General features: G+C 66.3%; 24 protein-coding genes. 16 read left to right on the top strand and 8 right to left on the bottom strand.

Annotated features, from left to right (window positions below):
* Entirely contained in the window at positions 1–699 is a 699-nt protein-coding gene (locus LOC56_RS02700) for a hypothetical protein (RefSeq protein WP_229950212.1), read from the bottom strand.
* A gap of 157 nt (positions 700–856) precedes the next feature.
* Between LOC56_RS02700 and paaA the strand changes: the two genes are divergently transcribed.
* The 7 genes from paaA (at position 857) to LOC56_RS02665 (ending at position 5,808) form a co-directional block, all read left to right on the top strand.
* Positions 857–1,816 carry a 1,2-phenylacetyl-CoA epoxidase subunit PaaA gene (gene paaA, locus LOC56_RS02695; protein ID WP_229950210.1) on the top strand — a complete coding sequence of 320 codons (960 nt, stop codon included), beginning with the start codon at positions 857–859 and terminating at the stop codon, positions 1,814–1,816.
* A gap of 2 nt (positions 1,817–1,818) precedes the next feature.
* Positions 1,819–2,199, top strand: coding sequence for a 1,2-phenylacetyl-CoA epoxidase subunit PaaB (gene paaB, locus LOC56_RS02690; protein ID WP_229950208.1), 381 nt, complete (start codon positions 1,819–1,821; stop codon positions 2,197–2,199).
* Positions 2,196–3,014, top strand: coding sequence for a 1,2-phenylacetyl-CoA epoxidase subunit PaaC (paaC, locus tag LOC56_RS02685; protein WP_229950206.1), 819 nt, complete (start codon positions 2,196–2,198; stop codon positions 3,012–3,014). Before paaB ends, paaC begins: the two co-directional genes overlap by 4 nt.
* 5 nt (positions 3,015–3,019) lie before the next feature.
* Positions 3,020–3,523, top strand: a complete 504-nt coding sequence (gene paaD, locus LOC56_RS02680; RefSeq protein WP_229950205.1) for a 1,2-phenylacetyl-CoA epoxidase subunit PaaD — start codon at positions 3,020–3,022, stop codon at positions 3,521–3,523.
* A 4-nt stretch (positions 3,524–3,527) separates the two neighbouring features.
* Complete coding sequence (paaE, locus tag LOC56_RS02675; protein ID WP_229950202.1) at positions 3,528–4,661, top strand: 1,2-phenylacetyl-CoA epoxidase subunit PaaE; 1,134 nt, start codon at positions 3,528–3,530, stop codon at positions 4,659–4,661.
* A 9-nt stretch (positions 4,662–4,670) separates the two neighbouring features.
* Positions 4,671–5,438 (top strand): enoyl-CoA hydratase/isomerase family protein, encoded by a 768-nt coding sequence (locus LOC56_RS02670; protein ID WP_229950201.1) that lies wholly within the window; start codon positions 4,671–4,673, stop codon positions 5,436–5,438.
* 121 nt (positions 5,439–5,559) lie between these two features.
* A complete protein-coding gene (locus tag LOC56_RS02665) occupies positions 5,560–5,808 on the top strand; it encodes a DUF6480 family protein (RefSeq protein WP_229950199.1) in 249 nt (82 codons plus the stop codon).
* Between the two features lie 149 nt (positions 5,809–5,957).
* Here LOC56_RS02665 and LOC56_RS02660 read toward each other — a convergent pair whose 3' ends face one another.
* Complete coding sequence (locus LOC56_RS02660; RefSeq protein WP_229950197.1) at positions 5,958–6,410, bottom strand: Lrp/AsnC family transcriptional regulator; 453 nt, start codon at positions 6,408–6,410, stop codon at positions 5,958–5,960.
* Positions 6,411–6,594: 184 nt separating this feature from the next.
* On the opposite strand from LOC56_RS02660, the gene pdhA reads away from it, so the two are divergent.
* The 5 genes from pdhA (at position 6,595) to LOC56_RS02635 (ending at position 12,656) form a co-directional block, all read left to right on the top strand.
* On the top strand, positions 6,595–7,812 hold the full coding sequence (gene pdhA, locus LOC56_RS02655) for a pyruvate dehydrogenase (acetyl-transferring) E1 component subunit alpha (RefSeq protein WP_229950196.1): 1,218 nt from the start codon (positions 6,595–6,597) through the stop codon (positions 7,810–7,812).
* A gap of 68 nt (positions 7,813–7,880) precedes the next feature.
* A complete protein-coding gene (locus LOC56_RS02650) occupies positions 7,881–8,978 on the top strand; it encodes an alpha-ketoacid dehydrogenase subunit beta (RefSeq protein WP_229950374.1) in 1,098 nt (365 codons plus the stop codon).
* Positions 8,975–10,456, top strand: a complete 1,482-nt coding sequence (locus LOC56_RS02645; RefSeq protein WP_229950194.1) for a dihydrolipoamide acetyltransferase family protein — start codon at positions 8,975–8,977, stop codon at positions 10,454–10,456. The genes LOC56_RS02650 and LOC56_RS02645 overlap by 4 nt, the downstream gene beginning before the upstream one ends.
* 62 nt (positions 10,457–10,518) lie before the next feature.
* Positions 10,519–11,379: an MBL fold metallo-hydrolase gene (locus LOC56_RS02640; RefSeq protein WP_229950192.1), complete on the top strand. Its 861-nt coding sequence runs from the start codon at positions 10,519–10,521 to the stop codon at positions 11,377–11,379.
* A 41-nt stretch (positions 11,380–11,420) separates the two neighbouring features.
* On the top strand, positions 11,421–12,656 hold the full coding sequence (locus LOC56_RS02635; RefSeq protein ID WP_229950190.1) for an MFS transporter: 1,236 nt from the start codon (positions 11,421–11,423) through the stop codon (positions 12,654–12,656).
* A 21-nt stretch (positions 12,657–12,677) separates the two neighbouring features.
* On the opposite strand, the gene LOC56_RS02630 is transcribed toward LOC56_RS02635, so the two are convergent.
* A complete protein-coding gene (locus LOC56_RS02630; protein ID WP_229950189.1) occupies positions 12,678–13,586 on the bottom strand; it encodes a phosphatase PAP2 family protein in 909 nt (302 codons plus the stop codon).
* An 87-nt stretch (positions 13,587–13,673) separates the two neighbouring features.
* Between LOC56_RS02630 and LOC56_RS02625 the strand changes: the two genes are divergently transcribed.
* The 3 genes from LOC56_RS02625 (at position 13,674) to LOC56_RS02615 (ending at position 16,892) form a co-directional block, all read left to right on the top strand.
* Positions 13,674–14,675 carry an o-succinylbenzoate synthase gene (locus LOC56_RS02625; protein WP_331460897.1) on the top strand — a complete coding sequence of 334 codons (1,002 nt, stop codon included), beginning with the start codon at positions 13,674–13,676 and terminating at the stop codon, positions 14,673–14,675.
* Between the two features lie 312 nt (positions 14,676–14,987).
* Complete coding sequence (menD, locus tag LOC56_RS02620) at positions 14,988–16,652, top strand: 2-succinyl-5-enolpyruvyl-6-hydroxy-3-cyclohexene-1-carboxylic-acid synthase (protein ID WP_229950368.1); 1,665 nt, start codon at positions 14,988–14,990, stop codon at positions 16,650–16,652.
* 45 nt (positions 16,653–16,697) lie between these two features.
* On the top strand, positions 16,698–16,892 hold the full coding sequence (locus LOC56_RS02615; protein WP_229950187.1) for a helix-hairpin-helix domain-containing protein: 195 nt from the start codon (positions 16,698–16,700) through the stop codon (positions 16,890–16,892).
* Between the two features lie 126 nt (positions 16,893–17,018).
* Here the strand turns inward: LOC56_RS02615 and LOC56_RS02610 are convergent, their stop codons facing one another.
* Positions 17,019–17,450, bottom strand: a complete 432-nt coding sequence (locus tag LOC56_RS02610) for a DUF3237 domain-containing protein (protein ID WP_229950186.1) — start codon at positions 17,448–17,450, stop codon at positions 17,019–17,021.
* On the opposite strand from LOC56_RS02610, the gene LOC56_RS02605 reads away from it, so the two are divergent.
* Positions 17,445–17,858, top strand: coding sequence for a LysR substrate-binding domain-containing protein (locus LOC56_RS02605; protein WP_229950184.1), 414 nt, complete (start codon positions 17,445–17,447; stop codon positions 17,856–17,858). The genes LOC56_RS02610 and LOC56_RS02605 overlap by 6 nt on opposite strands.
* Before the next feature lie 69 nt (positions 17,859–17,927).
* On the opposite strand, the gene LOC56_RS02600 is transcribed toward LOC56_RS02605, so the two are convergent.
* From LOC56_RS02600 to LOC56_RS02585, 4 genes are all read right to left on the bottom strand, one after another.
* Entirely contained in the window at positions 17,928–18,677 is a 750-nt protein-coding gene (locus LOC56_RS02600) for an amino acid ABC transporter ATP-binding protein (RefSeq protein WP_229950183.1), read from the bottom strand.
* 5 nt (positions 18,678–18,682) lie between these two features.
* The gene (locus LOC56_RS02595) at positions 18,683–19,468 is read right to left on the bottom strand and encodes an amino acid ABC transporter permease (RefSeq protein ID WP_229950182.1); all 786 of its coding nucleotides are present in this window, start codon (positions 19,466–19,468) and stop codon (positions 18,683–18,685) included.
* Between the two features lie 73 nt (positions 19,469–19,541).
* Positions 19,542–20,330 carry a basic amino acid ABC transporter substrate-binding protein gene (locus LOC56_RS02590; protein WP_229950180.1) on the bottom strand — a complete coding sequence of 263 codons (789 nt, stop codon included), beginning with the start codon at positions 20,328–20,330 and terminating at the stop codon, positions 19,542–19,544.
* A 169-nt stretch (positions 20,331–20,499) separates the two neighbouring features.
* Positions 20,500–21,279, bottom strand: coding sequence for a basic amino acid ABC transporter substrate-binding protein (locus LOC56_RS02585; RefSeq protein ID WP_229950178.1), 780 nt, complete (start codon positions 21,277–21,279; stop codon positions 20,500–20,502).
* Between the last annotated feature and the right edge of the window lie 91 nt (positions 21,280–21,370).

Here is a 21,370-nt window from a genome sequence, read left to right as displayed (position 1 = left end):
CTAGTCCCCGAGCAGCAGCCAGGCGCAGAGTGCACCGGCTGCAAGGAAGAGCGCCCAGTTCACTACCACCACCAGCAAAGTCGAAGTGAAGGAGCGCGCCGCGGCTCGTTGCCGGGGGAGCAGCACCGGCTCGGGTGCCGGACCCTTGCGGAACTGGCCCCACAGGCTCGTGGCCAGCAGGACACTTCCTCCGCACAGGGCCAGCGGCAGTGCCGGCAGCGAGAACAGGATCACCTGCGGCGCAAACAGGAGCAGCACGGTCTCCAATAGGAGACAGGCCGCCAGCATCACAGCCGGCCGCCGCAGGGATGCCCAGGTGGGGTTTACCGCGTAAAGCGGGCTGACCCCGGCCACCACCATGGCGGTAAGGGCCAGCAGCAACCCCGGAGCGGTGACGCTGACGGTCGCCTCGTCAGCGGTTACGGCTGCCGACACGGCAAAGAAACCCAGCAGGCCCAGAAGCGTGGGGACGATGACGACGGCGGCGGACGTCCGCTCTGCCTGTCCGGTTACCGCCTGCCCCGCCTCGTCAGGTCCCGCCTGGCCGGGGCCTGCCAGCTCAGGTCCCGCCTGGGCGGCGACGGCCTGGTCAGGTCCAGCCAACTCTGCGATGGCCTGCTCCGGGGAAGATCCGCTGCCACTCGAAGCTGCACCCGCAGGGATGGGCCGGCGGCCGGCGTCGGGCTCTGGAATACCCATGACTTTCCTTTCCGCACCGCAACATCTACTCAACAGTTTTACATGGCCCGCCCCTTGACTGGCCCACCGCACCTCCATATCCTGAACGAACGGTCGGTAATTATTTAGCGCGCGGCTATTGGTGACCACTCGTCGGCGCAAGTGGAAGCGGAGAAACATGAGCGGGCAAGAGCACTTTGACGCACTCATTGCAGCGGATGCCCGGGTGGAGCCGCGGGACTGGATGCCCGACGGGTACCGAAAGACGCTGGTCCGGCAGATCTCCCAGCACGCACACTCGGAGATCATCGGCATGCAGCCGGAAGCAAACTGGATCACCCGTGCACCGTCCCTGAAGCGCAAAGCGATCCTGATGGCGAAGGTGCAGGACGAAGCAGGCCACGGCCTCTACCTGTACTCCGCCGCTGAAACCCTGGGCACACCGCGGGACCAAATGACCGCCGACCTCATTGCCGGTAAGGCGCGCTACTCGAGCATCTTCAACTACCCCACGCTGACATGGGCGGATATGGGTGCCATCGGCTGGCTCGTGGACGGTGCCGCCATCTGCAACCAGGTCCCGCTCTGCCGCGCCTCCTACGGTCCGTACGGGCGGGCCATGGTGCGGATCTGCAAAGAAGAGTCCTTCCACCAGCGGCAGGGCTTCGAGATCCTGCTGGAACTGGCCAGCGGCACCCCTGCGCAGCGGGAGATGGCCCAGGACGCAATCAACCGCTGGTACGCCCCCTCACTGATGATGTTCGGACCCCCGGACGAGGATTCACCGAACTCCCGCCAGTCCATGGCCTGGAACATCAAACGCTTCTCCAATGACGAACTGCGTTCCCGCTTTGTCGGCGTGATCTTCGAGCAAGTGAAGGTGCTCGGCCTGACCCTTCCCGATGCGGACATCCGTTTCAACGAGGAGACCGGACGCTGGGAACACGGACCGCTCGACTGGGACGAGTTCTCCGAAGTCCTCGCCGGGCGCGGTCCGTGCAACTCGCAGCGTCTGGCCCGACGGAGGGAAGCCCATGAAGACGGCGCCTGGGTGCGTGAAGCCGCGGCTGCCTATGCCGCCCGGCAGGCCGGCCGCAGCCCTGTCGGTTCGATCTCCAGCGAAGCGGGGGCGGCATAGCCATGACGGGCGGATCAACAACGGGCGACGACGGGTCGAAGCCGGTCGTCTCGGGGAACGGTACGGCAACTCCCGGCACGCCAACGGCTGCGCCGATCCCCGCAGCGGGCTGGCCGCTCTGGGAAGTGTTTGTCCGCTCCTCCCGCGGCCTGTCCCACGTGCATGCCGGATCGCTTCATGCACCGGACGCGGACATGGCAGTGCGCAACGCCAGGGATCTGTACACGCGGCGCAACGAAGGTGTTTCGCTCTGGGTGGTGCCGGCGTCGGCCATCATTGCCAGCGACCCCGATGCCAAGGGGCAGTTCTTCGAATCCCCGCAGGGCAAGGATTACCGCCACGCCACCTACTACACCAAGTCGGAAGGGGTGAAGCACCTGTGAGTTCGGACAGCGCCACCCGGATTACTCCGGGCAACGCCCTGCGGCCGGAGGACATTGCCGCCTCCGGAACGCGTGCAGAACCGGACACCGCTGCCTATGCCTTGCGCCTGGGCGACGATGCGCTGGTGCTGGCGCAGCGGCTCGGCTGGTGGATATCGCGGGCACCGGAACTGGAAGAGGACGTGGCGCTGGGGAACATTGCCCTGGACCTGATCGGGCATGCCCGCTCCTTCCTCAGTTATGCGGGCAGCGCAGACGGCCGTACCGAGGATGATCTCGCGTACTGGCGGCAGGAAACCGAATTCCGCTCCGTGCACCTGGTGGAGCAGCCCAACGGCGATTTTGCCCGGACCATTGCCCGGCAGCTGGTGGTGTCCTTCTACCAGTTCGAGCTGTACAGCGCGCTGCAGCATTCCACCGATCCCACCCTTTCGGCGATTGCGGCGAAGGCGGTCAAGGAAGTGGATTACCACCGGGACCACAGCGCCCAGTGGGTTCTCCGGCTGGGCCTGGGCACAGACGAATCCCGCCGCCGGATGATCCGTGCGCTCGAACTGACCTGGCCGTACGTGGCGGAGCTGTTCGACGACGACGAGCTCGTGGTCTCACTCGGGAGCCGGGCGGTTCTGCCCTCGTCCCTGAAGCCTGCCTTCGACGGCAACGTTGCCGCCATACTCCGCCAGGCGGAACTGGACCTGCCCGCGGTGCAGCCCGCTCCCGGCGGCGGCCGGCGCGGACAGCACAGCGAACATCTGGGTTATCTGCTGGCAGAGATGCAGGTGCTCGCCCGCGAACATCCCGGTGCATCGTGGTGAGCCTGATGGAAACCTCCCTGCGCCCGGCGGACCCCGCAGCGGCAGCGGCCTGGGATGTCGCCGCCACTGTCTGCGACCCGGAAATCCCCGTACTGACCATCGAAGACCTGGGTGTGCTCCGTCGGGTGCAGGTCACCGAAACCAGCGTGCAGGTGGCCATCACGCCCACTTATTCCGGATGCCCTGCCATGGACGCCATCCGGCAGGACGTCACCGCAGCCCTGGGTGCTGCCGGCTATCCCAGCGTCCAGGTCTCCCTCGAGCTGGCTCCGGCATGGACCACCGACTGGATGAGCAGCGCAGGAAAAGCGAAGCTGGACGCCTACGGCATCGCGCCGCCGTCGGGCCGGGCCGCTGCCGGTCCCGTGCGGGTGGGCCTGAGCGTGAAATGCCCCCAGTGTTCGTCCCTGAATACCCGTGAGCTGACCCGGTTCGGATCCACGTCCTGCAAGGCGCTGTGGGTGTGCAGCGACTGCCGGGAACCGTTCGACTACTTCAAGGTGCTCTGAAACCATGACCGCCCTTCCCGAAGCGCCGCCCCGCCGCGGTGCCTTCCATCCACTGACCGTTGCCGCCGTACGCCGATTGACCGGCGACGCCGTCGAGGTCACCTTCGACGTACCGTCCGAGCTGGTGGAGGCGTACGCCTATCTGCCGGGACAGTACGTCGCCCTGCGGACTGTCCTGGACGGCACGGAACTGCGGCGCAGCTATTCCATCTGCGCGGAACCGAAGCCCGGCGAACTGCGCGTGGCCGTGAAGCGGGACCTGGGCGGCCTGTTTTCCTCCTGGGTGAACGAGCATTTGAGGGCCGGTGACGTGCTGGACGTAATGAGCCCGGCCGGCAGTTTCATCTCCCGGCATGCCCCGGGCCAACGCGGCCTGGAAGCGGTGCACGGGCAGGTCTTCGCTGCCGTAGCCGCAGGGTCCGGCATCACCCCGGTGATCGCGATTGCCCGCACCGTGCTGGCTTCCTCCGACACCACGCGCTTTGACCTGGTCTACGCCAACAAGGCGGCCATGGACGTGATGTTCCTGGAGGAACTGGCGGACCTGAAGGACCGCTACCCGTCCCGGTTCGCCCTGCATCACGTCCTCTCCCGCGAGCAGCGGATTTCGCCGCTGCTCAGCGGACGGCTCGACGCCGGGAAACTCACCACCCTGATCGACTCGGTGCTGCCGGCCGCAGCGGTGGACGAATGGTTCCTCTGCGGCCCGTTCGACCTGGTGCAGCTGTGCCGCGATGCGCTAGCTGAACGCGGCGTCGACCCGGCGAAGGTGCGTTTCGAACTCTTCACCACCGGACGCCCCGACCGTCCGGAAGGCTCCGCCGGCCGTCCGGTTCTGCCCGACAGCTCGGCGGAGAACTTCGACATCACTTTCCGGCTGGACGGGCTGCAGGGCAAGGTGGCGAGCCCGGTGCACGCCCGCGAATCAGTGCTCAATGCCGCCCTTCGCGTCCGTCCGGATGTGCCTTTCGCCTGCGCCGGCGGCGTCTGCGGAACCTGCCGGGCCAAGCTGGTCTCCGGCACCGTGGACATGGAGGAGAACTACGCGCTGGAACCGGAGGAACTGGAGCGCGGCTACGTGCTGACCTGCCAGAGCCGGCCCACCAGTCCGGAGGTGACCGTTGACTACGACGCCTAGGAGCACCCGATGATCGACCTGACCATCTCCGACGGCGTGGCCGAAGTCGTCCTGAACGCCCCGCAGAAACTCAACGCCTTGGACGGTCCCGCCCTGGCGGAACTGGGGCAGGCGTACGACGACGCCGCGGCCGCCGGCGTGCGGGCACTGCTGCTGCGGGGAGAGGGCCGGAGCTTTTGTGCAGGGCGGGACCTTTCCACCGTCTCTCCGGAACACGACGACGCCCGCGGCTACCTCGTGGATGACCTGCTGCCGCTGCTGCAGAAGATGACCTCCTTCCCTGCGCCGACATTCGCTGCTGCCCAGGGTGCGTGCCTGGGAGTGGGGCTCGGATTGCTGGTGGCCACCGACGTCGTCTATGTGGCTGCCGACGCGAAAATCGGCTCGCCGTTCGCGAACCTGGGTGCGGCACTGGATTCGGGCGGGCACTGGCTGTTCACGGAACGGCTGGGACCGCACCGCACCCTGGACCTGATCTACACTGCGGATCTGATGAGCGGCGCGGAGGCCGTAGCCGGCGGCCTGTTCAGCCGCGCCGTGGACCCCGCCGAACTGCTGGACCGCGCCCGTGCCACGGCAGTGCGCGTCGCGTCCGGACCCACCCAGGCCTTCACTGCGTCCCGGGAACTCGTGGCACAGATCCGGGACCGGCGGCTGGGTTTCTGGGAAGCGCTGGATGCCGAGAATACCGTGCAGGAAAAGCTCAGCGGCACTCCTGACTATGCGGAGGGCTTCAACGCCTTCCTGGGTAAGCGCAGGCCCGTTTTCCAGGGGTGACCCGTCCGGGGCCGGCTTGTGGTGCGGCGGACACCGGACTAGGTTTGAACTAACTCGTAAGCATGCTTACAACAGGTGCTTGCCGGCGCTAGAGAACCCTGAGACACCGAGGAGGCGGAACATGGCCGACAGCTATAACCCGAACAATGACCCGGCGAACCCGGATAAGCCCAAGGATGCGCAAAAGGGCTCCAATACGCAGGAGGGCACCGGCAACCACGCCCACAGCGAGGCCAAGGCCGGAAGCACCAATCCTGATCCGCTGGACGGCAACATCACCGGCCTCGAGCCCGGCGGCGGCGTTCCTCCGGGAGAGACCCCTCCGGCAGAGGACCAGATGAGCACCGACCAGGGCCACGACGAAAACTGACCTGCCGGACTGGACTGGACTGATTGAATGGATGCCCGGACCAAGGAACCTGCCCGGATCGAATGAACCGTCCGGGCAGACATAAAAAGCAGACGTAAAAAGCAGGGCCTGCAGCGCGGGCCCTGCTTTTTGCTTCCCCTGCTGCGCCGCTAGCGGGTGTCGCGTTCCTCGAACACCAGGAAGGTCTGTGTGTCGAGGACACCCGGCATGGACTGCAGCTGGTCGAAGATGACCCTGCGCAGGTGGATGTTGTCCTCGGCGCGGACCAGCACAATCACGTCGAACGAGCCGCCCACCAGTGCGATGTGGTGGATCTCCGGCACCTCGCTGAGCCTGTCCTTCAATTCCCGCCAGGCGTGCTGGCGGACCTTCAGCGTCACATACGCCGAAGAGCCCAGGCCGGCCTTCTCCGGATCAACCAGTGCGGTGAATCGGCTGAGGACTCCGGACTCGGTGAGCCGGGCAATCCGCGAGTAGGCGTGCGCCCGGGAGATGTGGACTTCCTGCGCGACGGCCGTAAATGACGCCCTGCCGTCGGCCCGCAGGACGGCCAGGATCTTCCGGTCAATGTCATCCAGCGGCTGCACCTGCGTTGTAGTCATAATGTCCACGCTCTCCCCGAGTAATCTGCGTCACATTTGCAAGGTGTCCATCAGATTACTCCCGCAGAGCGCTGGCGTCCAAGATTTCGGGGAATGCTGGTAACGATTCAACGGCCGAAAGCATACTGGCAAGACAGAAGTTCCGTGTGCAAAGAAGCCGCGGTACTGCGGACGGAGGCTCGCGATGACCATCTCTACCGGCAGGACCCAGCAGGCTGCCTTCGGCACCGAAAGCGGTTCCGGGAGCGCGGATGCCCTGTTGCCCTCGGACGTCCCCGTCCAGCTGCTGGATGCCGGCGGAGCCGCCCGTCAGGATTCCCGGTACGCGATGCCCGCCGATGACATGCTGCTGGATGCCTATGCCCGTCTGGTGGCGGGCCGGCGGATCAATGACCAGGCCAACGCCCTGGTGCGTCAGGGACGGCTGGCCGTCTACCCTTCCTCGCACGGGCAGGAAGCCTGCCAGGTAGCCGCCGCTGCGGTGCTCCAAACGCAGGACTGGCTGTTTCCCACGTATCGGGACAGTGTTGCCGTGATGTCCCGCGGAGTGGACCCGCTGCAGGTGCTGACGCTGCTGCGCGGAGACTGGCACAGCGGCTATGACCCGTACGAGCACCGGGTGGCCCCGCAGGCCACACCGCTGGCCACCCAGCTGCTGCACGCCGTCGGCGTCGCGCACGCCGCGAAGCTCAAGGGGGAGGACACCGTGGTGCTCGCCCTGTGCGGCGACGGTGCCACCAGCGAGGGCGACTTCCATGAAGCGCTGAACTTTGCCGCGGTGTTCCATGTACCCGTGGTGTTCTTCATCCAGAACAATGAATATGCCATCTCGGTGCCGCTGAAAAACCAGTCCGCGGCGCCGTCGCTGGCCCACAAAGCCATCGGATACGGCATGCCGGGGGAGCGGGTGGACGGGAACGACGTCGCCGCCCTCCTCTCCGTCCTGGGCGCGGCAGTGCTGCGGGCACGAGAAGGCGGCGGACCGGCACTGGTGGAAGCGCATACCTACCGCATGCAGGCCCACACCAACGCGGACGACGCCACCCGGTACCGTTCGGCGGAAGAAGTGCAGGACTGGTTGCCCCGGGACCCGCTAGCCAGGACCCGGTCCTACCTGCGCGGCCGCGGGCTGCTCGATGACGCCCGCGAGGATGAACTGGCCGCGGCGGCCGAAGCGCTCGCGGCAGCCATGCGCGAGGGTCTGAACGCCGATGTCGAACCTGACCCGCTGTCCCTGTTTGAACACGTCTATACCCGGCGCACACCCCAGCTGGCGGAGCAGTCCGAGTTGCTGCGCGGCGAACTGCAACGCGACGAGGCAGAACGCGATGCGCTGGTCCGCAACGCAGCCGCAGGTCCGGGCGGCACCGGGACCCCTGCAGATCCCGGCGCTTCGCGGTGACACCTCCCGATCCGAAAGGCAGCACCATGGCAGCAACTCCAACGGACACTCCGTCCCAGGTGCGGCAAATGGCCGAAGCCGGGACGGAGTCCGGGCCGGAAACCCTGACCTTCGCCAAGGCGCTCAACGCTGCGCTCGCCGATGAAATGGCGGCCGACCCGACGGTGGTGGTTTTCGGGGAGGATGTGGGGCCGCTCGGCGGGGTCTTCCGGATCACCGACGGGCTGACTGCGCGGTTCGGAACCGACCGCTGCTTCGACACTCCGCTGGCCGAATCCGGGATCATGGGAATGGCCGTGGGCATGGCGATGAACGGCCTGCGTCCGGTAGTGGAGATGCAGTTCGACGCCTTCGCCTACCCTGCGTTCGAGCAGGTGGTCAGCCACGTGGCGAAGATGTCCAACCGGACCAGGGGAAAGGTGAAACTTCCGCTGGTGATCCGCATTCCGTATGCCGGCGGGATCGGCGGGGTGGAACACCACTGCGATTCCTCAGAGGCCTATTACGCGCACACCCCCGGCCTGACCGTCGTCGCGCCGGCAACCGTAGCGGATGCCTACACGCTGCTGCGCGACGCGATCCGGCTAAATGATCCGGTGGTTTTCCTGGAACCGAAGAAGCTCTACTGGAGCAAGGAAACAGTGGACCTGGCTGCCCTGCGCCAGGCCGCCGATGAAGCACAGCGCACAGGCCGGCACGTTTCGGGCGGTATCGGGACAGCAGCGGTGGCGCGCACCGGAACGGATGCAACGTTGGTGGCCTACGGACCGTCCGTGTCGACGGCGCTGGCTGCAGCGGCAGCCGCCGAAGCCGAGGGCCGGTCCCTGGAGGTCATCGACCTGCGTTCGATTGTTCCGTACGACGACGCCGCGGTAGACGCGTCCGTCCGGCGCACCGGACGGGCAGTGGTCATTTCCGAAGCACCGGGGTTTGCCTCCGTGGCGTCGGAAATCGTGGCCCGCATCCAGGAACGCTGCTTCCATTCCCTCGCCGCTCCGGTGCTGCGGGTGACCGGTTTCGATGTGCCGTATCCGGCGCCGAAGCTGGAACACTGGTTCCTGCCCGGCGTGGACCGGATACTGGACGCCGTGGATGAACTGCAGTGGGAAGAGGCTCCCGGTGCCGGCGCGGGTGCCGGAACCTCTGCTTCGGAGGAGCCCCGATGAGTGTGCGCACCTTCCTGCTGCCGGACCTGGGCGAGGGCCTGACCGAGGCCGAACTCGTCACCTGGCTCGTGGCCGTGGGGGACACGGTTGTGGTGGACCAGCCTGTTGCCGAAGTGGAAACGGCAAAGTCCCTGGTGGAAGTTCCGTCCCCCTTCGCGGGCCGCGTGGCGCAGCTGCATGGCCGGGCCGGCGAAAGCGTCGACGTCGGGCGTCCGTTGATCTCGGTGGAGACCACGGCTGCGGCGACGGTGGGGGCCGGTCTGGCCGCCGGAATGACAGCCGCGGGAACCGGGGAAACCATGGCACCTGCGGCGGCCGTGGGCCCGGCGGAAGCGGCCGAAGCAGTAGCGGCTGCGGAATCGGCCGGTGAGACCGCGGCGGGGGAGGCCTACCGGGAGGAAGAGAAGGCAGGGTCCGGGAACGTACTCATCGGCTACGGAACCCCGGCCGGCGGGCAGTCCCCGCGGCGCAGCCGTGCACCTCGGCGGCGGATGGGTGCGGCTGCCGGCCCCTCCGCTCGGACGGAAGCTCCGCGTTGTGTATCCCCTCTGGTCCGCCGCCTGGCCCGTGACGCCGGATTGAAGCTGGCGGATGTCGCCGGCAGCGGTCCCGACGGGTTGATCCTGCGCCGCGATGTCGAAGCCGCCATGGCGCTCGCTGCGGCGGAGCACACGGCCGCGGCATCCGACACCGCAGCAGATGCGCGGACCGGGCTTACCGTCACCTCGCGCACTCCGGTGCGCGGCCTTCGGCGCACCGTCGCCGCAAACCTTAGCCGCAGCCGCAGCCTGATCCCCGAGGCAACCGTGTGGGTGGATGTGGATGCCACCGCCCTGATGGACCTGCGCGCGGACCTTTCCGGGCAGCAGCACGAGGCACCATCGCTGCTGGCCTTCCTGGCCCGTTTCACGTTGGCCGGACTCACCCGGTTCCCGGAACTCAACACCCGGTTTGTGTCTGCAGGGGAGGATATCGGCGCGGGCTCGTCGGAGGACACACGCAATAACACGGGCGGGGGCAAGGAAGAACAGCAGGCAGTGATTGATGCCTTCGACGGCGTGAACCTGGGCATCGCAGTGCAGGCTGAGCGCGGGTTGATGGTTCCCTCGGTTCGGCGGGCGGACACGCTGTCCACTCGGGAACTGGACGCGGAGATCCGCCGTCTTACTTCTGCCGCCCAGGCCGGCCGGGCAACCCCCGCCGAACTTTCCTCGGGCACGTTCACGCTCAACAACTACGGTGTCTACGGGGTGGACGGCAGCGCTGCCATCATCAACTACCCCGAGTCGGCCATCCTCGGCGTGGGACGCATCATTGACAAACCATGGGTGGTTTCCGGCCGGCTCGAGGTCCGGAAGGTCACCCAGCTGACCCTGGTATTCGACCACCGCGTCTGCGACGGCGCTGCCGCCGGCGGCTTCCTGCGCTACGTTGCCGACGCCGTCGAAAATCCGGGCCGCGTGCTGGCGGACCTGTAATACGTGCCGCAGACAACCACCCGCGATAGGTTGGAATCCAGCCGGCGAAAAGGAAAGCTGACATGACAGAAACACCGCAGCAGCACGTCCCCACCCAGCGAGGATGGCAGGAGGTCGCGCCCCGGGTCTGGGTGCGCGCCAATGCTGCCTTTGCCGTTAACACCGGGCTGGTGATCGGGGACGATCGGGCACTGCTGATCGATACCGGTGCAGGCCCCGGCATGGCGCAGGAGATCTACGACTCCGCCCGGATGCTGACCGATCTGCCGCTCACGGCAGTGAACACGCATGCCCACTTTGACCATTACTTCGGCAATGCCCTGATGCTCGCCAACGGCGTGGAGGATATCTGGGGTACCGCCGGATGCGCCGCCAGCATCCGTGAAAACGGAAACAGCCACCGCCCGCAGGCTGCCGACGCCGAACCCGAGATGGCTGCGGCCATGGGCGAAAACACGGAAATCGCCGAACCCACCAAGCTGGTGGAGGACGCACCAGTGGACCTGGACCTGGGCGGCATCTCCGTGACCCTCTTCCACCTCGGACGCGGCCATACGGACCATGACCTGCTGGTGGGAGCTTCAGACGTGCTCTTCACCGGTGATCTCGTAGAGCAGGGCGCCGATCCGGCCTTCGAGGACTCCTTCCCCAAGGACTGGATCCGCACGCTGGGAAAAATCTCGGCACTCGAGGACCTGTACACGGTTTTCGTTCCCGGGCACGGCAAGCCCGTCACGGTGGATTTCGTGACCACTCAAATGAACAAGATGCGCACCGCCGTCGCCGTCACCCGCAGCGCCATGGATCAGGCATCGGTGGACATGACGAAGGCAATTCCCATCCTGCCGTACGGGCCGGACCAGTCACGGGCACTGCTCACCCGCCTGCGGACCCTTGCCCGGTGGAAGTGGCTGAAGCAGTAATCAGGAGCGGACCAAACCCCGTTTGGGGATAGTCTGGGGCCGTGCCAGCGGACGATTTCAGCCTTCGGAAAATAGCTATCCCGGCCTACGGGCCCACCCTGCTTTACGGGCTGGCGACCGGAGCCATCCTCCCGGTCATTGCGCTCAGCGCCCGCGGTCTGGGCGCCACCGTTGCCCTCGCGGCGCTGGTCATCACCCTTACCGGAGTCGGTTCACTCCTGACGAATGTGCCTGCCACCATTGTGACCACGCGCTTCGGGGAGAAATGGGCGCTTGTGGCTGCTTCGGCCTGGTGCGCGCTGGCGATGGTCCTTGCCGCTGCTGTCCCTGTGCTGGCGGTTTTCGCCCTGGCCGTCTTTATGGTCGGAATGGCGGGCTCGGTCTTCGGGCTGGCCCGCCAGAGCTATCTGACGGAAGCCGTACCGGTGCACTTCCGGGCACGGGCCCTGTCAACGCTCGGCGGGGTGAACCGAATCGGCGTCTTCATCGGCCCCTTCGCAGCTGCCGGCGCAATCCACTTCTTCGGCACCACCGGGGCGTACTGGGTGGGTGCCGCGGCCGCCGTCGGCGCCGGGATCATCAGCCTCCAGGTGCCCGATCTTGCTGTCCGTTCCGGTAGGAGCGGATCGTCCGGGCGGGAGTCCAAAGCCGACGTCGGCCCAGCGCCCACCGTGCGGTCCATCCTGCGAAGCCATGCACGGATCTTCCGGACCATCGGCATCGGGGTGCTGCTGATCGCCGCCGTCCGTGCGACGCGGCAGGCAGTGATTCCGCTCTGGGGCCAGCACATCGGCCTGGACCCCACCGCCACGGCCCTGATCTACGGGCTCTCCGGTGCCATCGACATGCTGATCTTCTATCCCGCGGGCAAGGCCATGGACACCTGGGGGCGGCGCTCGGTGGCGGTGCCCTGCATGCTGATCATGGGGCTGGGCCTCGGGCTGCTGCCGCTGGCTTCGGAAGCAACCGGACTTCTGCTGGCGGCACTGCTGATCGGGTTCGGCAACGGCATTGGCTCCGGAATCGTGATGACCCTGGGTGCGGACTTCTCACCCTCGCCCGGACGCCCGCAGTTCCTGGGCATCTGGCGGCTGCTGGCAGACGTCGGGACCATGGGCGGCCCCGGCATCCTCTCCGGAGTGACAGCCCTCGTATCGCTCTCGGCAGGAATCGGGGCCACCGCTGTCCTGGGACTGCTGGGCGCCGTCGTGCTCTGGATCTGGGTTCCGGGACGGAAGGCCGCAGGCAGTCCGGTTACCGCCGGAGAGGCCCGCTAGCCTCTATCGCCCTGCTGCCCGTTACCGGCGTGCCGGATCTCCGGCCTGCTGGTTGAACAGCCAGCAGGCGAGGGCGCTGACCAGGTAACCGACGCCCACTATCAGGGACAGGCCCGCCCAGAAATACAGCGGCGCAGACGTGCTCACCGCGGTGGGGTCCCAGCGGGCATAGAAGTACAGCCCCAGGCTGGCAGCCGTGGCGAGCACGCCCGGCACGGCGCAGATCACGGCAATCACTTTCGCCGCTCCCTGTGCCGCTCCCTTGGCAGGCCAGCGGTTCCAGTCCGGGTTGGTTCGCATCATCACCAGGCCGCCGACAAGGGTCCAGGCAGCCACCACCAGGAGCGAGGCAACGACATCGGCCGGCCGGTGCCAGAGGTTGAGGAAGGTGGCGGCGCCCGCGAGCACGGCGTAGCTGCCGCCGAAGAGTGCAGCCAGGGGCCGCCAGCGCGGCGAGGCGAGCAGGAAGACCGCCGCAGCTGCAGAGGCGGCCAGGGTGGTGTGGCCGGACGGCAGCGAGTTGAAATCAAGGGTCACCACCCCGCGGTCCGGCCGGTCCAGCACGGTCCGTTTCAGCAGCTGGCTGCTGACATTTGCTGCACCGAAGGTGCCGAGGGCAATCACCGCCGGTGAAATTCGGTGCCGGAGGATGGATACAAACACCACCACGATCACGGCGATGAAGACGGAGATCAGTGGCAGCTCGTCCAGGAACGCGATCACCGGCCGTTCGGTGGCCGGTGCAATCAGCTCCGCTTCCTTGAAGGCGGACTCATCGGCGAGCTGGCCGGTAGTGGTGCGGACAAAGAACCAATACGTTGCGGCAACGCCGGCAGCGCAGAGGAGGGCTGCGAAAAGAAAGAGCGCCGGATTATGCGCAGCCGGTCGTTCGGCACGGGCGCGCTGTGCCAGCAAGTTGCGAGTATCCATTGCATCCAGATTGCCACATCATTTTGGGTCCTTACCTGCACGACCCGAAGCAGGCAGCCGGTGGGCGCCAAAGCGTAGGCTGGCAGGGTGCCGAACAACCCTGACCTGTCTGCCCTCCTCGCCGGAGCCCGCGTGGTGTCCATCCCCATGCGGGTGAAGTTCCGCGGCATCCTGCACCGCGAGGCCCTGCTGATCGAGGGGCCGGCCGGCTGGGGCGAGTTTTCCCCGTTCCCGGAATACTCCGACGCCGAGGCCTCACCTTGGCTCGCCTCCGCCTTGGAAGCGGCCTGGCAGGGCTATCCCGAAGCGGTGCGGAAGTCCATCCCGGTGAACGGCACGGTCCCCGCCGTGGCGGTGGATCAGGTGGAGGGTGTGCTGGCCCGGTTCGGAAACGTCCCTGCAGTGAAGGTCAAAGTGGCCGAAGCCGGCCAGTCTCCGCTTCAGGACCTGGCCCGGGTGGCTGAGGTCCGCCGGCTGCTGCCCGACGCCGGTATCCGGGTGGATGCCAACGCGGGCTGGGACGTGCCCACCGCCGTCGACACGCTGACCCTGCTGGCCGAGGCCGGGCTGGAATATGCCGAACAGCCCGTAGCGGGCATCGACGGCCTGCGCGCCGTCCGGACCGAGCTGCGCCGGCGCGGGGTTCCGGTGCTGATCGCCGCCGATGAAAGCGTGCGGAAGGAAAGCGATCCGCTGAAGGTCGCCCGGGAAGACGCTGCGGACCTGATCGTCATCAAGGCGGCCCCGTTGGGCGGGGTGCGCCGCGCTGTTGAGATTGTGGCGCAGGCCGGACTGCCGGCCGTGGTGAGCTCCGCCATCGACACCTCGGTGGGGATCCGGACCGGAGTGGCACTGGCCGCGGCACTGCCCGAGCTGCCGTATGCCTGCGGGCTGGGTACGTTGTCGCTGATGGCCGGGGACGTGACGGAAGAATCGCTGGTGCCCGACGGCGGTGCCCTGGCCGTGCGGAACGTGCCGGTGTCCGAGGAGCTGTTGGAGCGGTTTGCCGCACCGCCGGAGCGCCGTCAGTGGTGGCTGGACCGGTTGGAGCGGGTGCATGCGCAGTTGGTGACGGCGGAGCAGCGTTAGCCTTTCGATCCGCATGTGTGTCTTCGGCCGGCGTCAGCCGCCGATGCCGGTGACGCCAACCATGCTGGGGACGGTTAGACCTTCCGATCAAAGCACTATGTCCCGCTTGGAAAGAAGGATTCGGCTCCGCGTGCAGCTCGTGGCGGAACGACCAGTGACCCCTGCATGCTGCCGCTACGGTCCGGATGCCCCGAACCCTAGGATGGAAGAGTGAACGGAACCTCGAAGTCTCCCAACCCGTCCTCCGCATCCGGGCCGTCGAATTCCAACTCCTCTGCGGCCGGCACCCCTGACCTGTCGGCACGGACCGGAATGACCTCCCTCCAGACAGCCCGCTCCGCCCTCGCTGCCCTGGCATCCGCCGGAGTGCGCGACGTCGTCCTGGCCCCGGGATCGCGCAGTGCACCGCTGGCCTACGCTTTGGCGGAAGCGGAGCTGCAGGGCCGGATGCGGGTGCATGTGCGGATCGATGAACGGGTCGCCGGCTTCACCGCGCTGGGTCTGGCGCGCGGCGGGCGCCGTCCCGCCGCCGTCGTAACGACCTCGGGCACCGCCGTCGGCGAATTGATGCCGGCCGTGATGGAAGCCCACCATGCAGGCGTCCCGCTGGTGGTCCTCTCCGCGGACAGGCCGGCCGAGCTGCACGGCACGGGCGCCAACCAGACCACCGTGCAGCCGGGAATCTTTGCCCACTACCCGGTGACGGCTGCGGACGTGGCGGCCGGCACCGATCCTGCTGAAGCCATTTCCGCCGCCCTGGCCCGGCTCGGCAACGGGATTCCCGTTGGACCGGTGCACGTGAACCTCCAGTTCCGGGATCCGCTGACCCCCGGCGAAACCGACCCCTTGTTCCTCGAAGCAGGCTCCGTCCCGGAGGCTTTGCCCGCATCCGCCGCAGTTCCGGCAGAGGACCGGGTCCCGGCCTCCCATCCGCCGATTCCCGGTGTTCACCGCACAGTGGTGGTAGCGGGCGACGGCGCCGGGGAGCTCGCTGCGCTCTTCGCCCTGCGTGCCGGGCTGCCGCTGCTGGCCGAACCGTCCTCCAACGCCCGCTTCGGTCCCAACGCCGTGGGTGCGTACCGGCTGCTGCTGCCGGAACTGGGTCCTCTGATCGAACGCGTCGTGGTGTTCGGCCGGCCCACGCTGTCCCGTCCGGTGGCCGCACTGCTGGCCCGTACCGACATCGAGAAGGCGCTTTACCTGCCCCGGCCGGTGAACTGGTTTACCCAGGGGCGGCGTCCGGAAACCATCGTCAGCGATATTCCCGGACTCTTCGAGTTTGCGGGAACCGGGGCGCCCGGTTGGCTTGAGCAGTGGCGGACAGCCTCGGAAGCGGCACTGAACGCGCTGAACAACCTGCTCGAACAGCAGCCCCGGCTCACGGGCCTGCACATCGCCGACCTGGTGTGGGACGCCGCAGACGCCAACCTGGTGCTCGGTTCCTCCAACGTCATCCGTGACATGGATCTGGTTGCCGCTCCGGGTTGGCATCCTCTGGATGTCTACGCCAACCGGGGTCTGGCGGGGATCGACGGGACCATTTCCACGGCTACGGGCATTGCACTGGCCAACGGCATCCCCACCCGGCTGCTGTTGGGTGACCTCACGTTCCTGCACGACGCCGGTGCTCTCCTCCTGGGAGACGGGGAGGACGAGCCGGACCTGCAGATGATCGTGCTGAACGACGGCGGCGGCGGTATTTTCTCGGTCCTCGAACACGGTGCACTGGGGGAGGATCCGCGGTACACGGCCTTGGTGGAACGCTTCTTCGGAACACCGCACCGCGCGGACCTGGCCGGGTTGTGCCGCGGCTACGGGGTCCGGCACCAAGTGGTCCGCTCTGCCGATGAACTTGAAGCGGCGCTGGCCGAGCCGGTTCAGGGACGGTCGGTCCTGGAAGTGTGCACGGCCCGGGAAACGCTGCGGGGCCTGCATCAGCAGGTGCAGTCGGCAGTGGCGGCAGCGGTGCGGGGCTAGTCGGTCCACCTGTACGCCCGCCGGGGTGAAGCGTAGCGTCGCTGCATGGTTACGCCGCTCGATGCCTTACCGAAGATCGGGGCGCCGGCTACCCGTGCCTTGACCGAGGCAGGCTATGGCTCACTTCGGAAGCTGGCCGGTGTCCCGCAGACGGATCTTGCCTCGTTGCACGGCATGGGTCCGAAAGCGCTGCGGCTCATAGCGCAGGCGCTGGAAGAACACGGACTCGCGCTGGGCTGAATGAAACGCCGGACCGGTTGCACCTTAGAGGTGCAGGCCGCGCCGGCGGATGTGTTGGCCCACCGGGCCAGGGATGGGCCCGCGGCACCGATAAGCGCTGGAATTTGTCCTGTCGCGTCATCCTTCCTAGTCGAGGACCCAGATACGGATCCGAACCGCCGAGGGAAGCCTCGTACCTGTTCCAACGAGTATGCGGGAGGACAACCACGCCCATTCGGGTCCGCCCGAGAGCAGCCGGGGCGTGCACCGGAAATAGATGTGTGCGGGATCCACCTCGTCGCCACGCACCAGGGCGGCAATGTCCTCGGCTGATCCAGACCGGACTCCGAAATTGGTGACGTAGATCCGCTCTCCGCTCTCGGTCTCGATTGAATATTTGGCCTCGAGTTCAGTGAGGGTAGGTGAGCGCAGCAGCTGGAAGTCCGCCCCGCCCGGCAGGACCCTGCCGTTGAGCAGCGGGCCCCGGACCGTGCCCCCGAGGATCGGGATGAGACGTCTGGTCCCTTTGGGGGTGGCGACGCCGTGGAGTCCGCAGCGCTCTATGACACCTGCATGCACGCGATCCTCGCCCCGGAGCATCCGCTGGCCTCCCAGCCAAGCGTCTCTGCAGCGGATCTGGCAGCGGAGCCGCTGCTATTGATGGATGTGCCACCGTCTGCCGACGATATTCTGGGCTATTTCTCATCGCCGGGCCTGTCACCGCGGATCGGGTTGCGCAGCCAGCAATTCGAATTCATCCGCTCCTTGGTGGCCCGCGGTGCAGGGTATTCGCTGTTGATTCAGCGTCCCCGCACGTCCACCAGCTATGAGGGCCTGCCGGTTGTAGCTCTGCGGGTTGTGCCTGCACCGCCGCTGGAGCGTGCGGAAATCGCCTGGTCTAGCCGGCGGCGGCTGTCCCGTCGGTCGAGGGCCTTCATTGACCTGGTCCGGTCCCGCGCAGCCGATCTGGCGCCGCAGCCCGTTTAAGAGCGGTGATTCCACAAAAACAGCCCTCCCGGACAAAGCAGGAAGGGCTGTTTTAGCTGGGAAGAACCTTTAGAGAACCTTGGAGAGGAACGCCCGGGTGCGTTCGTGCTGCGGGTTGCCCAGGACGTCCTCGGGACGTCCCTGCTCCACCACTACGCCGCCGTCCATGAAGACAACGCGGTCGCCTACTTCACGGGCAAAGCCCATCTCGTGGGTCACCACCATCATGGTCATGCCTTCCTCGGCAAGCTGGCGCATAACGGCAAGAACGTCGCCCACGAGTTCCGGGTCCAGCGCGCTGGTGGGCTCGTCGAACAGCATCATGTCCGGATCCATGGACAGTGCACGGGCAATGGCCACACGCTGCTGCTGGCCGCCGGAGAGCTGGGCGGGGAATGCCGTGGCACGGTCCTCCAGGCCCACCTTGGCGAGGTTCTTCAGGGCTACCTTGGAGGCTTCCTCCTGGCCGCGCTTCTTCGCCCGGCGCTGCGCCAGGGTCAGGTTCCGCAGCACGTTCAGGTGCGGGAAGAGGTTGAACTGCTGGAAGACCATGCCGATCCGGGTGCGTACCTTGTCCAGGTCCGTGTCGGGATGGGTAATGTCAACGCCCTCCACCAGGACGGTGCCGCTGGTGGGCTCCTCCAAGCGGTTGACGCAGCGAAGCAGGGTGGACTTGCCGGAACCGGACGGGCCGATCACGCAGACCACTTCACCCTGGTCTACATGGAAGTCGATGCCCTTCAGCACCTCGTTGCTTCCGAAGGACTTGTGGAGGTTGCGGACCTCGATGGCAGGGGCGTTGGTGTTGGGAACGCTCATGGCTGCTACCTGCCTCTCTGGTTGTGTCGTTCAAGCTTTGCCACCAGCTGGGTCAGCGGCAGCGTAATGATCAGGTACATCAGGGCGGCAAGCACCAGCGGTGTGGCGTTGGCTGTCTGCGAGACGGAGTCGCGTGCAAAGGTGGTCAGCTCGCGGTCCTGCAGGGCCATGCCGGCAATGAAGAGCAGCGACGTGTCCTTGATCAGGATGACCAGTTCGTTGGTCAGGGGCGGCGTGATGATCCGGAAAGCCTGGGGCAGGGTCACGGAGATCATGGTCCAGGCCGGACCCATGCCCAGCGACCGGGCAGCCTCGGCCTGGCCGGAGGGGACCGCCTGGATTCCGGCACGGATGGTCTCGGCAATGTAGGCGCCGGAGACAATGATCAGGGCCAGGAGCCCTGCGCCTGCGCTGCCTCCCGGCGGGCGCCAGTCAAAAGCGATCGGCACGGCGAAAGCGAAACCGAAGATCACCAGCAGTGCAGGGAGTCCGCGGAAAAGTTCGATGTAGGCCGTGGCGGCCCAGCGGTACGGCGCTACGGGGGAGAGCTTCATCAGCGCCAGCAGCAGGCCCAGGAGGAGCCCGCCGGCGAAAGCGATGACCGTATAGATAATCGTGTTCTTGACCGCCACCGTGATGATGGTGGGGAAGGCCTCACGGGCCACCTCGGCGTCGAAGAAGTTCTCGCCGATGGCTTCCCAATCGGCAGCCAGCGCTACGGCTACCAGCGCGATGACGAAAACGGCGTACAGGACGCCCCGGAACAGGCGTCTGCGGGTGGAGGGTTTCAAAGTGGGGAGCCTTCCAAGGAAGAAAAGGGGTCGTCCCGGGCACCCGGCCCGGGACAACGCAGCGGTCTAGGCGTTATTCGGTGAAGTACTTGTCGTAAATCTCCTGGTATTTGCCGTTGTCCCGCAGCTCAGCGAGCTGCTCATTGACGGCGGAGATGAGCTCGGTGTTGTCCTTGTCCATGGCGAAGCCGTAGGACTCATCCGTCTCATACTCTTCGGCGATGGTGAATTCACCATCCTCCGTGTGTCCAATGTTCACCGGCAGGTCCTGGAGCACAGCATCGACGTTACCGGACTGGATGGCAGGGAAAAGTTCGGCATCGCTCGGGAAGGCCACGATTTCCGCTCCGGGAGCATGCTCGCGGGCGTAGGACTCACCGGTGGTGTTTCCCTGGACGCCGAGCTTCTTGCCCTCCAGGTCCTCGATGCTCTTGATGTCCGAGTCGACGGGAACCAGCAGCGACTGCAGCGAGTCATAGTACGGATCGGCGAAGCCCATGGCCTCTTCACGTTCCGGGGTGATGGTGATTGCGCTGGCCTCAAGGTCGCACTGCCCTGCCGCGAGCACGGTGCCGCTGGCAATTCCCTCGAACCCGGCGTCCTGGACTGCGAGTTCAAGGTCAAGACCGGTCGCGATCTCCTTGACCAGGTCCATGTCGAAACCGGTGTATTCGCCGTTCTCTTCATACTCGAACGGAACGTACGGGATGTCCGAGCAGACCGTCAGTGTGCCTTCGGATACCAGGTTGTATCCGTTGGCGGCGTCGTCGGAGGCTCCGGCGTCGTCACCACCGCAGGCGGTCAGCGAAAGGGCGCCGATGGCCAAAAAGGTGAAGGCGGCGGTGCGGGCTTTGTGCGGCATTGGTTTACAACCTTACGTCGGACGGTGTGAGCAGTCTCACCCGTAGCTGGGTATTGGGATGCAGTCTAGAGCGTACGTAGTCCATATTTCGGTAACGTGTCCGCCACTGTCGGCAGCAAAACATAAGCCCCGTGGCGTGCCGTACTGCGGCACCCGATTCCCTGTGCGGCTACTTCGTGAAGAACCGTTCATGGAGCTCCTGGTACTTCCCATTCTCCCGCAGATCAGCAAGCTGTTCATTTACCTTCGAGACCAGTTCCTCGCTGCCTTCCTTCTTCATGGCGAGGCCGTAGGATTCACCCGTCTCGAAGCTGGCTGAAATCCGGAACTTGCCGTCCTCGGTGTGGTCCTGGTTCACCGCGTGGTCCTGGAGGACCGCATCGATGTTTCCGGCCTGCAGTCCCTGGAACAGTTCCGCATCGGTCTGGAAGGACATAATCTCTGCGTCGGCGGCGTTTTCCCGTGCATAGCTCTCACCGGTGGTGCCCTGCTGGACCCCTACCTTCTTGCCCTTGAGATCTGCCAGGGAGGCAACCGAGGAATCGGCAGGAACCAGGAGGGTCTGCGGCGAGTCGTAGTACGGGTCCGAAAATGCCAGTTTCTCGGCTCGCTCATCCGTGATGGACATGGCCGCGGCAATCACATCGCACTGGCGGGCAGCCAGTACGGTTCCGCTCTGCAGGCCGTCGAATCCAACGTTCTGTACCTCATGCTCGAGGCCCATGCCTTTGGCAATTTCGCGGGTGAGCTCGATATCGAAGCCGGTGAACTCGCCGTCCACTACGTATTCAAACGGTTTGAAAGGAACGTTGGAGCACACCGTGAGGGTGCCCTCGTTGACGGTCGTGAAACCGGACTCCGCGGAGTCGTCTCCTCCGCCGCAGGCGGTCAGGGACAACGCTCCGACAGCAAGGAGGGCAGCGAGAGTGGTGCGGGCTTTGTGCGGCATTGCGATTCAGAACCTTTGGTCGGCAGGAACAGAAGAGGCCGCAGGCGGAAACCAAACCGTCTCCAGAGCGGCGCAGGGCGGAAACGGCCAC

Origin of the sequence: Arthrobacter sp. zg-Y179, from assembly GCF_020907345.1 — a bacterium.
GTDB lineage: Bacteria > Actinomycetota > Actinomycetes > Actinomycetales > Micrococcaceae > Arthrobacter_B > Arthrobacter_B jinronghuae.
This window is presented reverse-complemented; position numbering and strand designations above follow the sequence as displayed.